Genomic DNA, 14,030 nt, shown 5'->3' on the forward strand with positions numbered 1-14,030 from the left:
ATGAAGTTGACGTTGTCGGTGAGGTCGCGCCAGGTGCCGGCCACGCCGGTGACCTGGGCCTGGCCGCCGAGTTTGCCTTCGGTGCCGACCTCGCGGGCGACGCGGGTGACCTCGTCGGCGAAGCTGCTCAACTGGTCCACCATCGTATTGACGGTGTCCTTGAGCTCGAGGATCTCGCCCTGCGCGGCCACCGTGATCTTCTGCGACAGGTCGCCCCGCGCCACGGCGGTCGCGACCTGGGCGATGTTGCGAACCTGGCCGGTGAGGTTCGAGGCCATCGAGTTGACGTTGTCGGTGAGGTCCTTCCAGGTGCCGGCGACGCCGGGCACGTCGGCCTGGCCGCCGAGCTTGCCCTCGGTGCCGACCTCGCGGGCCACCCGGGTCACCTGCTCGGCGAAGATCCGCAGGGTGTCGACCAGGGAGTTGATCGTCTCGGAGAGCTCGGCGATCTCGCCCTTCGCGCTCACCGTGATCTTCTGCGACAGGTCGCCGCGGGCGACGGCCGTCGCGGCGGTCGAGATCGAGCGGACCTGGCCGGTCAGGTTGGCCGCCATCGAGTTCACCGAGTCGGTCAGGTCGCGCCAGGTGCCGGCCACACCCGTCACCTCGGCCTGACCGCCCAGCTTGCCTTCGGTGCCGACCTCGCGGGCCACGCGCGTGACCTCGTCGGCGAAGCTGCTCAGCTGGTCGACCATCGTGTTCACCGTGCGGCCGATGGTGAGGAACTCGCCGCGCAGCGGCCGGCCGTCGATCTCCAGCGCCAGCTTCTGCGACAGGTCGCCCTCGGCCACCGCGACGATCACGCGGGCGATCTCGGTGGTCGGGCGCCCCAGGTCGTCGATGAGCGAGTTGACCGCGTGGATGCGGTCGAGCCAGGCGCCCTCGAACCCCTCCTCGTCGAGGCGCTCGGTCATGCGGCCCTCGCGGCCGACGACCCGGCTGATGCGCAGCAGCTCGCGGGTGTGCCGCAGCTTCATCTCGGCCAGCCGGTTGAACCGCTCGACGACCTCGCCGGGCAGCCCGTCGCGGCGGCTGAGGCGGATCTTCAGATCACCGGCCGCGAGCCGGTCGAGCGCCGCCGACAGCTCCTCCAGCAGGAGCGTCTCTGGGGTGACGTCTTCGACTGTGGTCATGTCGTCTCCACCGGGTGTCGGGGGTGCTTCCTGCTTGGATTGTTACCACCCTTCAGTGGAGACTGCGAGGTGTGACAACCCAGACCGTCCGGAGGATTCGCCTCCCGGCCGACCATAGCTCCCCTGGTCTGGCCCGCGAAGCGATCCGGACGATCGTGCACGAATGGGATCTGGGCCCGCTCCTCGACGAGGCTTTGCTGCTGGTCACGGAGCTGACCACCAACAGCGTCGTCCACGCGGGGACCGAGGTCGATCTGGAGATCACCGCGTCGGCGGCCGCGCTGACGGTGGCCGTGCTCGATTTCCGCCCCGGTCAGGTCGGCCCGAAGGCGGAGCAGTCGGGCACGCTCGACGAGCGGGGGCGCGGCCTGCTGCTCGTCGACCAGATGGCCACCGCGTGGGGCACGCTGCACTTCACCGGCGGCAAGGGCGTGTGGTTCCGGCTCGACCGGCCGGGTGCCGATCCGGCACCGTTCGGGGCGCCGCGGTTCGAGCTGCCCGCCGGCCAGGCCGCTCCGTCGCCGGCCGCGCTGAACGCGTTGAGCGGCCCCGAGGGCGGCTCGCTCACCGAGGCCGCGGAGGAGCTGCTCCAGCGACTGTGCGACGTCAGCGGCGCGACCGGGGCCTCGCTCACGGTCGACGAGGGCGACGGCCCGCACACGGTCGCCGCCGTCGGGCGGCTCAGCGGCTCCGTCGACAGCGGCCGCCGGGTGCCGCTGCGGCTGACCCGTCCGTGGCGGGCCGAGCTGCTGGTGGCCGGCGCGGGCAGCAACCCGTATGCGCGGCCGGTCACCGCCATCGCCGCCGACCGGCTGACCCTGCTCATCGAGAACCACCGGCTGCGCCGCGCCGACTCCGAGCGGCGCACCTGGCTGACGTTCCTGGCCGACGCCAGCGAGCTGCTGGCCCAGTCCCTCGACGTGGAGCTGACCCTGGCGCTGATCCCGCGCCTGGTCGTGCCCCGGCTGGGGCTGTGGTGCGCGATCCACGCCGCCGACTCCGGTGGTGAGCTGCGGCTGGCCGCGGCCGCGCACGCCGACGAGTCGATGCTCACCGACCTGCTCGACGCGCTGGAGGGCGCGACGCCGCAGTTGAAGGAGGCGATGGGGACCGATGCGGTGGTGCCGCTGGGCTCTCCCGTGGAGGGCTACGTCGTCGCGCTCATCGCCCGCGGGCAGCACCTCGGCACGCTGACCGTCGGCGGCGGCCGCGACACCTGGCAGCGCGCCGAGGAGGTCGCGGTGGTCGAGGACGTGGCCCGCCGGGCCGCGCTCGCGATCGACAACGCCAACATCCACGCCGAGCGGCGCGGGATCGCGCAGGCCCTGCAGCGCTCGCTGCTGCCGCCGCAGCTGCCGAAGGCGGAGGGCGTGGAGTTCGGCGCCGAGTACGTGCCCACGGGCGAGGGCGTCGACGTCGGCGGCGACTTCTACGACGTGGTGCCGCTGTCGGCCCGCCGCTGGCTGGTCGTCGTCGGCGACGTCTCCGGCAAGGGCGTGCAGGCGGCCACGGTCACCGGCCTGGTCCGCGACGTGACCCGGGTGCTGGTCCGCGACGGCCGCCCGCTGCCGGAGACGCTGCACCGGCTCAACGAGACGCTGCTGGAGCGCGGCGGGGGCCGCTTCTGCACGCTGTGCCTGGCCCAGGTGATGCGCCGTCAGGACGGCCTGCTCGACGTGACCCTGCACCTGGCCGGCCACGACCAGCCGGTCCTGGTCCGCGCCGACGGCACGACCGAGCTCGTGGGCGCGTGCGGCACGGCACTGGGCCTGCTGGACAGGATCAACACGCCGCGGACGCAGATCATCCTGTACCCCGGGGACACGCTGATCTTCTACACGGACGGCGTCACCGAGCGCCGTCGCGGCATCGAGCTGCTCGGCGTCGACCGCCTGCGCGAGGAGGCGGGCGCGCTGGCCGGCTTCCCGGCGGACGTGGTGGTGGCCCGGCTGCGGACCCGGACGTTGAGCTTCTCGGCGGAGCCGCCGCGGGACGACATCGCCCTCTTCGCGCTGCGCAACGACTCCTGACCCGCGCTGCCTGCGGGCGGCTGGTTGGTCAGCGCGCGTCTTTCTGAGACGTTGGTCGATCTACCCTCACTTTTCGAGATCGAGTTGAGGGTAGATCGACCAACGTCTGTGCGTGGGGCGGCGGACGCGGGTGCCCGGTCGCGGCCCGCCCCGGCCGGAACGGCTCGCCCCCGCAAGCTCGGCATGGCCTGACCCGAGGCGGCCCGTCCGCACAAGTTGACCTTGGTGGAAATCCGTCGCTGGGGCGACCGGAATCCACCAAGGTCAACTGAAGGGAACTCCGTGAGGGCGGGACGGGTGTCGCGCCCTCACCAGCGGTGTCTGGCGGGAGCGACGGTCGTCACTTGCGCGGACCCGAGTCCCGAAAAGATCTAGGCGGGATCCTGGATCATCAGCGCGTTCCGCAGGCCGGTGATGTCCAGGACGCGGATCAGGAAGGCGCCCACGTTGACGAGGACCAGGTAGCTCTGGGCCAGGGTGGCCCTGCGGCTCAGGACGACCAGCGTGCCCAGGCCCTGCGAGTCGCAGAACGTCACGCCGGCCATGTCGAGGACCACGCGAGCCGGCGGTTCGGCCAGGACCTCGTCCACCGTCGCCGCCAGGCGCTGGACCGTGGACATGTCGATCTCGCCGGACAGTGACACCACGATTTCGGCGGGTGCGCGGCGCACGGTGACGTTGAGATCGGCCCGATCCACGAACCACAGCGTAGTGGTGTCTGGCACAGGCCACACAGGGGCGGTCGGCGACGTCTGGCGGCGGCTGTCAGAATGGGCAGGCTGTGACCGATTTTGACTCCGCCGGCCTCGGCCCCTATTCGGGTGACGCACCGGCCTCGCAGGCATTGTTCGACCGCGCTCAGGCCATCGTGCCGGGTGGGGTGAATTCACCTGTCCGGGCGTTCCGGGCGGTCGGGGGCACCCCGCGGTTCATGGTCGGTGGCGAGGGCTGCTGGCTCACGGATGCGGACGGGCGGCGGTATGTCGACCTGGTCTGCTCCTGGGGGCCGCTGATCCTCGGCCACGCCCATCCCGACGTCGTCGACGCCATCACCGCGGCGGCGGCGCACGGGACCAGCTTCGGCACGCCCACGCCCGGGGAGGTGGCGCTCGGCGAGGAGATCGTCGCGCGCACGCCCGTCGAGCAGGTGCGGCTGGTCAACTCCGGGACCGAGGCCACGATGAGCGCGCTGCGGCTCGCGCGCGGGTTCACCGGGCGATCGAAGGTCGTCAAGTTCGCCGGGTGCTATCACGGGCACGTCGACGCGCTGCTCGCCGCGGCCGGGTCCGGGGTCGCGACGCTCGCGCTGCCGGACACGCCCGGGGTCACCGGGGCGGCCGCCGGGGAAACGATCGTGCTGCCCTATAACGACGTGGACGCCGTCGAGAAGGCGTTCGCCGAGCACGGGTCGAGCATCGCCGCGATCATCACCGAGGCCGCCGCGGGCAACATGGGCGTGGTGGCGCCGCGCGACGGGTTCAACGGCAAGCTGGCCGCGATCGCGCACCGGCACGGCGCGCTGCTCATCCTCGACGAGGTCATGACGGGCTTCCGGGTCTCGCGCAGTGGCTGGTCGGGGCTCGACCCGGTGGACGCCGACCTGTGGACCTTCGGCAAGGTCATGGGCGGCGGGCTGCCCGCGGCCGCGTTCGGCGGCCGGGCCGAGATCATGGGCCAGCTGGCCCCCGCCGGGCCCGTTTACCAGGCCGGCACGCTCTCCGGCAACCCGCTCGCCTGCGCGGCCGGCCTCGCGACCCTGCGCCTGGCGACGCCCGAGGTCTACGCGCGACTGGACGCGACGGCGACCACGATCGCCAAGCTGTCCACCGATGCCCTGACCGCAGCGGGTGTATCGCACGTGCTGTCCACCGCCGGCAGCATGTTCTCGATCTTCTTCACGTCCGGCGACGTGGCCGACTACGACCAGGCGCGGACCCAGAACGTGGCCGCCTTCAAGGGCTTCTTCCACGAGATGCTCTCCCGCGGGGTCTACCTGCCGCCGAGTGCGTACGAGGCGTGGTTCGTCTCGACCGCCATCGATGACGAGGCACTGTCGGTCATCGCCGCGGCCCTCCCGCACGCGGCCCGGGCGGCGGCGGTGGCGGTATGAAGACGATCGTCCACGTCCTGCGCCACGGCGAGGTCTACAACCCGGAGAAGGTGCTCTACGGCCGCCTGCCCGGGTATCGGCTGTCGGAGCTCGGCGTCCAGATGGCGAAGGCGGCGGCGCAGGCCGTCGCCGAGAAGGACATCACGTACGTCGTCGCCAGCCCGCTGGAGCGCGCCCAGCAGACCGCGGCGCCCATCGCCGAGCAGTTCGGGCTGCCGATCGCGGTCGACGAGCGGCTCATCGAGAGCGCGAACTTCTTCGAGGGCAAGCGGGTCGGCGTCGGTGACGGCGCCCTGCGCGACCCGCGCAACTGGTGGGTGCTGCGCGACCCGCTGACCCCGTCCTGGGGCGAGCCGTATACGGCGATCGCCGCCCGCATGTTCGCCGCGCTGATGGCGGCCCGTGAGGCGGCCGAGGGGCACGAGGCGGTGTGCGTGTCGCACCAGCTGCCGATCTGGACGCTGCGGCGGTATGTCGAGAAGAAGCGGCTCTGGCACGACCCGCGCCGTCGTGAGTGCAACCTCGCCAGCTACACGAGCTTCCACTTCGAGGACACGAAGATCGTCGGGATCTCGTACGGCGAACCGGCCGCCCACCTGGTGGCCATGTCGCCGACGGCCCGCCAGGCGAAGGGGGCCTGATGCGTCGGCTCGTCCTGGTCCTCGCGCTGATCTCGCTGCTGGCGGCCTGCAGCGACGGCGGCGCCTCGTCGAAGAACGTCCTGGGCAGCCGCAAGATCGCGGTGGCCGACCGGGTCGCGGCGCCGGTCATGCGCGGCGACCTGATCGGTGGCGGCTCCTTCGACCTCGCCTCGAACAAGGGCAAGGTCGTCGTGATCAACTTCTGGGCGTCCTGGTGCCCGCCGTGCCGCAGCGAGGCTCCCGAGCTGGACAAGGTCTATGCGGCGACGAAGGCCGACGGGGCGGTGTTCATCGGCGTCAACGTCCGCGATCAGCGTGACCCCGCGGCGGCGTATCTCGCTGATGTGAAGCCCGGATTCGGCAGCCTCTTCGACCCCGCCGGCGAGCATGCGCTGGACTTCGACGTCCCGCCGAACTCGTTGCCGGCGACGCTCGTCGTCGATCGCAACGGCAAGCTGGCCGCCGTGCTGCGCATGGAGGTCGACCAGCAGCTGCTGGAGCCGGTCGTGCGCGACCTGCTGGCGGAGCAGGCCTGAGATGGACGCCGGCAACCTGGCGATGAGCGGGCCGCTGCTGGCGGCGGTCGCGGTCGCCGTGCTGGCCGGGCTGGCGAGCTTCCTGTCGCCCTGCATCCTGCCGCTCGTGCCGGGCTACCTGTCGTACGTGACCGGGCTGGCCGGCGCCGACCTCGACTCGGGCCAGCGCCGCGGCCGGGTCGTCGCCGGCGTCGGGCTGTTCATCGCGGGATTCACGATCGTCTTCGTCGGGCTCATCGTGCTGGCGACGCAGGCCGCCATGTCGCTGCTCGTGCACCGGCGGCTCGTCGAGGTCATCGCCGGCGTGGTCGTCATCGTGCTCGGCCTGGCCTTCATCGGACTCGTCCCCGGCCTCGAGCGCCAGTGGCGGATCAGCCGGCTGCCGGCCGCCGGGCTGGTCGGCGCGCCGATCTTCGGCATGGTGTTCGCGCTGTCCTGGGCGCCGTGCACCGGCCCGACGCTCGGCGCGGTGATCCTGCTCGGTTCGACCAGCGGCTCGCAGGCCCGGGCGGTGACCCTCGCGCTCGCATACTCGCTCGGCATCGGGCTACCGTTCATCGCGCTCGGGCTCGGCTTCCAGCGCCTCATCGGCGTCGTCAAGTTCATCCGGCGCAACAGCCGCTGGGTGACCCGCATCGGCGGGGCGCTGCTGGTGCTGGTCGGGCTCGCCCTTGTCACCGGTGTCTGGAGCGACTGGATGATCGCACTGCAGGCCAACATCGGCCCGGGATCGGTGCCGATCTGATGGTTCGTCTCGTCGTTTCGATCTGCCGGCGCGCGTGGCGGCAGCTGACCAGCATGCGCACCGCGTTGGTGCTGCTCTTCCTGCTCGCGCTCGCCGCGATCCCCGGCTCCGTGCTGCCGCAGCGCAATGTGTCGCCGGAGAAGGTCAACCAGTACCTCGACACGAACCAGCAGTGGGGGCCGACGCTCGATCGGTTCTTCCTGTTCGACGTGTACGGGTCGCCGTGGTTCTCGGCGATCTACCTGCTGCTGTTCGTGTCGCTGGTCGGATGCCTGGTGCCGCGGTTCCGGCAGCATGCGGTCGCCCTGGTGCGCAAGCCGCCGCGGCCTCCCGCGCGGCTGGACCGGTTGTCGGCGTCGGCGTCGTTCGGGCCGGTTCCCTCCGACGGCGTGCTGTCCGCTCTGCGGCGGCGCCGGTTCCGCACGGTCGTCCGCCAGGAGGGCGACGTCGTCGAGATCAGCGCGGAGAAGGGGTACCTCAAGGAGACCGGCAACCTGGTCTTCCACTTCGCGCTGCTGTCGCTGCTCGTCGGCGTGGCCTACGGGTCGTGGTTCGGCTGGCACGGCAACCGGGTGCTGGTCGAGGGGCAGGACTTCGCCTTCTGCAACACGCTGCTGAACTACGACGAGCACGCCCTGGGTGCGCAGGTCGGCGAGAACGACCTGCCGCGGTTCTGCCTGCAGATGGACAAGTTCACGGCCCGCTATCTCGACAACGGGCAGCCGGTCGAGTATCGCGCCGACGTGCAGGTGCGCGAGCACGGCCGGGTCGAGAAGAAGGTGCTGCAGGTCAACGATCCGGTGCGGCTGTCCGGGGCGAACGTGTCGCTGCTCGGGCACGGGTACGCGCCGGAGCTGCGGTACACGGACAAGTACGGGAAGTCGCACACGACCGTTTCGACGTTCCTGCCGCGGGACGGGATGCAGACCAGCGACGGCGTGGCCACGTTCCCTGACGTGAACCTGAACCCGGAGACCGGGAAGCGGGACGAGAAGTCGCAAGTCGGCTTTATGGGGATCTATTTGCCCACGGTACCGTCGGATCCCTCGGTCAACACGTCAGCGTTCCCGGCTGAGCGGGACCCGCGCCTGATGCTGCAGCCGTACCACGGGGTGCTCGGGTTCGACGCCGGGGCGCCGCTGTCGGTGTACACGCTGGACCAGCGGCAGATCGACGCCGGCCGCCTGACGAAGTTCGGCGACCCGGTCATGCTCAAGCCGGGCGACTCGGCGACGCTGCCCGACGGCACGAAGATCGAGTTCCTGGGCACCAAACAGTGGGTCAGCATCTCGATCCGCCACGACCCGGGCCAGCCGATCATGCTCGGCGGCTCGGTCGCCCTGCTCGCCGGCCTGCTGCTCTCCCTGACCGGCAAGCGGCGGCGCATCTTCTTCCGGATCACGCCGGACGGCACGACCGCCGGCGGCCTGCCGCGCAGCGACTATCCGGGCTTCGTCGAGGAGTTCGACGAGGTGGTACGAGCTGTGTCGCCCCCCGCCGCCGAGGTACCTGAGCAGGTGGCGCAGACTGATCAAGCCGCGACGGTGCGGGAACGCGAGGAGGTCGTCTGATGGGTGGTTTGTCCAATCAGCTGCTGGTTGTGACGATCGTCAGCTACGCGCTGGCCATGCTGGCGTACGCGGTGGAGTACGCGTTCGGCGGCCGCAGCGTGGTTGCCCGCGTCGCGACTCGTGAGCTGGTCGGCGCGGGCGGCCCGTCGATCTCCGAGTCGGAGTTGGTCGCGTCCCCGGTCGTTCCTCCCTCCGGCGCTCGCTACGCCGGCGTGGCGGGTGTCGGCCTCACCGTGCTCGGCTTCGTGGCCCACCTGGCCGCCGTCGTCACGCGAGGCATCGCGGCCGGCCGGGCCCCGTGGGGCAACATGTACGAGTTCGTCATGATGGCGACCCTCGTCGGCCTCGCCGCGTGGCTGATCGTCCTTACCAAGTGGCGCAACGTCCGCCACCTGGGCCTGTTCGTGACCCTGGTGGCCGCGATCCTCCTGTCGATCGCGGGCATGACCCTCTACGTCCAGGTCGGCCCCCTGGTCCCGGCCCTGCACTCGTACTGGCTGGTCATCCACGTCGGCGCCGCCTCCATTTCCTCGGGCATCTTCCTCGTCGGCTTCGTGGCCGCCGCGATGCACCTGATCCGCTCCGGCTACGACAACGGCAAGCGCAACTTCCCGTACTCCCTCGGCGAGCGCCTCCCGCAGGCGGGCACCCTGGAGCGGGTCACGTTCCGCGTCCACGCCTTCGCCTTCCCGATCTGGACCTTCGGCGTCATCACGGGCGCCATCTGGGCCGAGGCCGCCTGGGGCCGCTACTGGAACTGGGACCCGAAGGAGGTCTGGAGCTTCGTCGCCTGGGTCGTCTACGCCTGCTACCTGCACGCCCGCTCGACCCCGAGCGTGAGCCGCCGCGTGTCCTCCTGGATCGCCGTGGCAGGCTGGGCCACGATGCTGATCAACCTGTTCGGCGTCAACCTGGTCGCGAGCGGCCTCCACTCCTACGCGGGCGTGTAGCCTCCTCCGCCTCCGCCTCCGCCTCCGTTCTCCGATCGCCCCGCGAGCCCGCCGCCCGCGGGGCGACCGCTTTTGGTCGCCCATGATCGATGGAGACTTCCGGCTGCCATGACGACCAGAACCCTCCATGGATCATGGGCGGTGGCGGTTGCCGGCAACACCGGCACACCGATCCGCATGCCGAGGACGTCGCCGATGCGTTCCGCGCGGAGGTGACCGCCGTGCAAGCCCAGGTCGGGTTGGGCCGGTCGGGTTGGGCCGGTCGGGTTGGGCCGGTCGGGTTGGGCCGGTCGGGTTGGGCCGGTCGGGCTTGCTCGGATCCGGGCAGCCACGTGTTGCGGAACTGCGCCAGCTCCCGCATCGGCTCGTGGGCGAGAGTGGCGGACATCCTCGGCGGCGGCAGCCGTGTCACAGCCGCCGACACCGTCCCGTTCGCCATCTGTGTCGCCGCGGCCTGCCGATCGGCCTCGGGTCGTGGGCTCCGTCTACGGCTCACCGCCGTCGCCGCAGGCCGTGCACCATCGCGACGTCCTGCTGGTCTGCTCGCGCCCGCCTGCTCGCGTCTGGGACCCGTGTCCGTCACGCGCGTCCGGGACCCGCGCCCGTACGCGTGCCCGTCGCGCCCCAGAGGCCGCGGCCGTCACGCGCTCCGGGAACCCGGGTCCCGCGTCCGGGGCCCGGGCTCGGGGCCCGGCGGCGCCGCTAGGGGCGGAGGCCGCCCAGGGCGACCAGGTCGAGTAACGCGAACACGAACAGTGCGATGCCCACGAAGCCGTTGGTCGTGAAGAAGGCTCGGTTGACGCGGGACAGGTCGGTGGGGCGGACGATGGCGTGCTCGTAGACGAAGGCGACTGCCGTCAGGGCCAGGCCGATCCACCACAGCCAGCCCAGGCCGACCAGGTGGCCGAACCAGGCGAACAGGCCGAACGTCACCACGTGCGCGGCGGTGGAGAGGTGGAGGGCGAAGGGGACGCCGTAGCGGGCCGGGACCGAGTGGACGCCGATCTCGCGGTCGATCGCGGTGTCCTGGCAGGCGTAGATCAGGTCGAAGCCGCCGATCCACAGGCCGACGGCCAGGCCGAGGACCCAGGCCGGGCCGGAGCCGCGCAGGTCGCCCGTGACCGCGAGCCAGGCGCCGACCGGGCCCACCAGCTGGGCCAGGCCGAGGATGGCGTGCGGCCAGTTGGTGAAGCGCTTGCCGTAGGGATAGACGATCAGGGGGACCACGGCCAGCGGGGCCAGGGCGAGGCACAGCGGGTTGAGCAGGGCGGCGGCGCCCAGGAAGACGACCAGGGCGACGGCGGCGCCGGTCCAGGCCGTGCGGACGCTCACGGCGCCGGTGACCAGCTCGCGCTTGGCGGTGCGCGGGTTTCGGGCGTCGATGTGCCGATCGATGATGCGGTTGGCGGCCATCGCGAAGGTGCGGGCGCCGACCATCGCGATCGTGACCAGCAGCAGGTCGAGCCAGTTGACGCGCTGGTCGCGCACGGTCATCGCGGTCAGGGCGGCCAGGTAGGCGAACGGGAGCGCGAAGACCGAGTGCTCGATCGCAACCAGTCGCAGGAATGCCTTGACCCGGCTCGTGGGTGGCTCGACCAGCGTCACTTGAGGCGTCACTTGAATCCGTACTCTTTCCAGCGCTTGTCGACCCGCGCCACGATCTCGGCCGGCATGACCATCTCATCCGGCCAGCCGCGATGATAGCCCTCCGCCGGGCCCTTCCGCGTCGCGTCGATGCCGGCCTTGCCGCCCCAGAACTGCTGGTAGGAGGCGTGGTCGAGGTGGTCGACCGGGCCCTCGGTGAGCAGCAGGTCGTGGGAGTAGTCGACATTGCCGAAGGCGCGGAACGCCACCTCGGCGTAGTCGTGGACGTCGCAGTCCTCGTCGACGACCACGATGAGCTTCGACAGCGAGAGCAGGTGGGCGCCCCAGATGGCGCTCATGACCTTCTGCGCGTGCTTCGGATAGCGCTTGCGGATCGACACGATCACGCAGTTGTGGAAGACGCCGGCCGCGGGCAGGTCGTAGTCGACGATGTCGGGGATCAGGATCTTGAGCAGGGGCAGGAAGATGCGCTCGGTCGCCTTGCCGAGGCCGTGGTCCTCCTGCGGCGGCTTCGACGTGATGATCGAGTGGTAGATCGGCTGCTTGCGGGTCGTCATGCACTCCACGTGCAGCACCGGAAAGTCCTCCACCGGCGTGTAGAACCCCGTGTGGTCGCCGAACGGGCCCTCCGGCAGCCGCTCGCCCGGCTCCAGGTAGCCCTCCAGGACGATCTGGGCGTTGGCCGGCACCTGCAGCGGCACGGTCAGGCAGTCGACCATCTCGACCCGCTCGCCGCGGAGGAAGCCGGCGAACAGGTATTCGTCGATGTCGGACGGCAGCGGGGCGCTCGCCGTGTAGGAGACCACGGGGTCGGCGCCGATGGCGATCGCGACCGGCAGGCGACGGCCGAGGCGCTCGGCGACCGCGTGGTGGGCCGTCGAGTCCTTGTGGATCTGCCAGTGCATGCCGAGCGTGTTGTGGCTGTGCTGCTGGAGCCGGTAAAGCCCCAGGTTGCGCTTGCCCGTCTCCGGGTGCTTGGTGTGGGTGAGGCCGAAGTTGTGGTAAATGCCGCCGTCCTCGGGCCAGACCTGAAGGCCCGGCAGCCGGTTGAGGTCGACCTGGTCGCCCTTGTAGACGACCTCCTGGCAGGGCGCGCTCTTCACGTGCTTCGGCGGCACCGCCTTGAGCTGCATGAGCTTGCCGATGCCGTCGCGGATGCCGGCCCAGCCGACCGGGAGCTCGGGCTTGGCCAGCTCACCGATCCGCGCGCCGACCTCGTCGAGGTGCTCGACGCCGAGCGCCATCGCCATGCGCCGCTCGGTGCCGAACAGGTTGATCGCCACCGGCATGTCGCCGCGGGTCGGCCGCTCGAACAGCAGCGCCGGCCCGCCGGCCCGCACGGTGCGGGTGACGACCTCGCTGATCTCCAGGTGCGGATCGACGGGCACGCCGACCCGATGCAGCTCGTCCGCCCGCTGCAGGGCGGCAAGGAAGTCGTTGAGATCCGCGAAGGGAAAGCCGCGCGCCATGCACCCATCTTGGCAACCCCCACTGACAGTTTTCCGCCGGGTAGGCGCTCGTGCGCTCCATGGCACAGTTGTGGGTGTGAGTGACCAGCGCAGACCGTGGGTGGTCGGGGTTTCCGGGGCGTCCGGCACGCCGTACGCCGCCGCCGTGCTCCGGGCACTGCTCGACGCCGGCGAGGCCGTCGACCTCGTCGTGTCGCGAGCGGCCCGCCTGACGATCCTCGACGAGACCGGCGTCTCCTTCCGTGACGCGCACTGGAAGGACGACCTGGCCACCTGGCTGCAGGCGCCCCTCGACGGCGCCGACGTCACCCACTGGCCGGCCGGCGACCTGGCCGCCGGACCGAGCAGCGGCTCATACCCGGTCAAGGGCATGTTCGTCGTCCCGGCCAGCACCGCCGCCTGCGCCGGGATCGCCATCGGCCTGTCCAAGGACCTGCTGCAGCGCGCCGCCGAGGTCAACCTCAAGGAGCACCGACCGGTCGTGGTCGTGCCACGGGAGACCCCGGTGACCCGCAGTCACCTGGAGCACCTCATCGCACTGCACGACGCGGGTGCGGTGGTCCTCCCCGCGAGCCCCGGCTTCTACGCCACCGGTGCCGCGGCCACCGCCCAGCAGTTGGTCGACTTCGTTGCCGGCAAAGTCCTCGACGCCGCCGGCGTACCCCACAGCCTGTTCACTCGTTGGTCGGGTGAGCTCGGCCATTCCCGGTAGTAGTGTCGTCGAGGGATTCGTCCCCCTCGAGCAACGCCCTCACCTCGGACTCCCGGAACCGCCGGTGTCCTCCCGGGGTTCGGATGCTGCTGATCCGGCCGGCCGCAGCCCAGCGCGTCACCGTTTTCGGATCGACGCGGAACAAGGCAGCGACCTCGCCGGGCGTCAGCAGACGATCTCCCGTCTCCACGGCCCCTCCTTTACCCTGGGTGGCTCGCCGGGCCCGCGCACCCCCATGCTGCGAAGCTGAAAGCGCGAGTCATCCTGGGATGTACGCCCATTACAGCACCGCTCACGTGCCGTGTCCGGGAAACGAGGAAAACGCACTTCTTGGGCAATTACCGTGCTAAAACGCGGCCCATTAGGCTTGTCGCGATGGACCAGATCGATCGTCAACTCATCGACCTCCTTCGGGACAACGCCCGGCTTCCATATGCCGAACTCGCGCGGAAGGTCGGGCTGTCCGCGCCGGCCGTGCACGAGCGCGTCGGCAAGCTCGAGGCCTCCGGGGTGATCCAGGGCTACCGG

General features: G+C 71.0%; 14 protein-coding genes. 9 read left to right on the forward strand and 5 right to left on the reverse strand.

The features are described 5' to 3' along the window. Nucleotides 1-1,133, reverse strand: a 1,133-nt coding sequence (locus IEZ31_RS37915) for a HAMP domain-containing protein (protein WP_190254926.1), incomplete at its 3' end; no start/stop codon positions are given. Nucleotides 1,134-1,171: 38 nt separating this feature from the next. On the opposite strand from IEZ31_RS37915, the gene IEZ31_RS37920 reads away from it, so the two are divergent. Beyond that, nucleotides 1,172-3,163 (forward strand): SpoIIE family protein phosphatase, encoded by a 1,992-nt coding sequence (locus IEZ31_RS37920; RefSeq protein ID WP_190254997.1) that lies wholly within the window; start codon nucleotides 1,172-1,174, stop codon nucleotides 3,161-3,163. A 371-nt stretch (nucleotides 3,164-3,534) separates the two neighbouring features. Here the strand turns inward: IEZ31_RS37920 and IEZ31_RS37925 are convergent, their stop codons facing one another. Further along, nucleotides 3,535-3,861: an STAS domain-containing protein gene (locus IEZ31_RS37925; protein WP_190254927.1), complete on the reverse strand. Its 327-nt coding sequence runs from the start codon at nucleotides 3,859-3,861 to the stop codon at nucleotides 3,535-3,537. Between the two features lie 83 nt (nucleotides 3,862-3,944). On the opposite strand from IEZ31_RS37925, the gene hemL reads away from it, so the two are divergent. The 6 genes from hemL to ccsB are packed head-to-tail and all read left to right on the forward strand — an operon-like array spanning nucleotide 3,945 to nucleotide 9,716. Continuing rightward, a complete protein-coding gene (gene hemL / locus IEZ31_RS37930; protein ID WP_190254928.1) occupies nucleotides 3,945-5,273 on the forward strand; it encodes a glutamate-1-semialdehyde 2,1-aminomutase in 1,329 nt (442 codons plus the stop codon). Next, the gene (locus tag IEZ31_RS37935) at nucleotides 5,270-5,914 is read left to right on the forward strand and encodes a histidine phosphatase family protein (RefSeq protein ID WP_190254929.1); all 645 of its coding nucleotides are present in this window, start codon (nucleotides 5,270-5,272) and stop codon (nucleotides 5,912-5,914) included. The genes hemL and IEZ31_RS37935 overlap by 4 nt, the downstream gene beginning before the upstream one ends. Continuing rightward, complete coding sequence (locus tag IEZ31_RS37940) at nucleotides 5,914-6,450, forward strand: TlpA family protein disulfide reductase (RefSeq protein ID WP_190254930.1); 537 nt, start codon at nucleotides 5,914-5,916, stop codon at nucleotides 6,448-6,450. Before IEZ31_RS37935 ends, IEZ31_RS37940 begins: the two co-directional genes overlap by 1 nt. 1 nt (nucleotide 6,451) lies before the next feature. After that, the gene (locus IEZ31_RS37945; protein WP_190254931.1) at nucleotides 6,452-7,195 is read left to right on the forward strand and encodes a cytochrome c biogenesis CcdA family protein; all 744 of its coding nucleotides are present in this window, start codon (nucleotides 6,452-6,454) and stop codon (nucleotides 7,193-7,195) included. Then, entirely contained in the window at nucleotides 7,195-8,766 is a 1,572-nt protein-coding gene (resB, locus tag IEZ31_RS37950) for a cytochrome c biogenesis protein ResB (protein WP_190254932.1), read from the forward strand. Before IEZ31_RS37945 ends, resB begins: the two co-directional genes overlap by 1 nt. Next, nucleotides 8,766-9,716, forward strand: a complete 951-nt coding sequence (gene ccsB, locus IEZ31_RS37955) for a c-type cytochrome biogenesis protein CcsB (protein ID WP_190254933.1) — start codon at nucleotides 8,766-8,768, stop codon at nucleotides 9,714-9,716. The genes resB and ccsB overlap by 1 nt, the downstream gene beginning before the upstream one ends. Nucleotides 9,717-10,418: 702 nt before the next feature. Here ccsB and mqnP read toward each other — a convergent pair. Both mqnP and IEZ31_RS37965 read right to left on the reverse strand, forming a co-directional pair. Next, entirely contained in the window at nucleotides 10,419-11,333 is a 915-nt protein-coding gene (gene mqnP, locus IEZ31_RS37960) for a menaquinone biosynthesis prenyltransferase MqnP (protein ID WP_229836255.1), read from the reverse strand. After that, a complete protein-coding gene (locus tag IEZ31_RS37965; protein ID WP_190254934.1) occupies nucleotides 11,330-12,790 on the reverse strand; it encodes a menaquinone biosynthesis decarboxylase in 1,461 nt (486 codons plus the stop codon). Before IEZ31_RS37965 ends, mqnP begins: the two co-directional genes overlap by 4 nt. Nucleotides 12,791-12,866: 76 nt before the next feature. Here IEZ31_RS37965 and IEZ31_RS37970 point away from each other — a divergent pair, with 76 nt between their 5' ends. After that, nucleotides 12,867-13,502 carry a UbiX family flavin prenyltransferase gene (locus IEZ31_RS37970; protein ID WP_229836257.1) on the forward strand — a complete coding sequence of 212 codons (636 nt, stop codon included), beginning with the start codon at nucleotides 12,867-12,869 and terminating at the stop codon, nucleotides 13,500-13,502. On the opposite strand, the gene IEZ31_RS37975 is transcribed toward IEZ31_RS37970, so the two are convergent. Beyond that, a complete protein-coding gene (locus IEZ31_RS37975) occupies nucleotides 13,465-13,692 on the reverse strand; it encodes a BldC family transcriptional regulator (protein ID WP_190254936.1) in 228 nt (75 codons plus the stop codon). The genes IEZ31_RS37970 and IEZ31_RS37975 overlap by 38 nt on opposite strands. A 185-nt stretch (nucleotides 13,693-13,877) precedes the next feature. Between IEZ31_RS37975 and IEZ31_RS57135 the strand changes: the two genes are divergently transcribed. Next, a partial coding sequence (locus IEZ31_RS57135) for an Lrp/AsnC family transcriptional regulator (RefSeq protein ID WP_229836275.1) occupies nucleotides 13,878-14,030 on the forward strand: 153 nt, incomplete at its 3' end.

It is taken from the genome of Dactylosporangium sucinum (genome assembly GCF_014647515.1).
Lineage (GTDB): Bacteria > Actinomycetota > Actinomycetes > Mycobacteriales > Micromonosporaceae > Dactylosporangium > Dactylosporangium sucinum.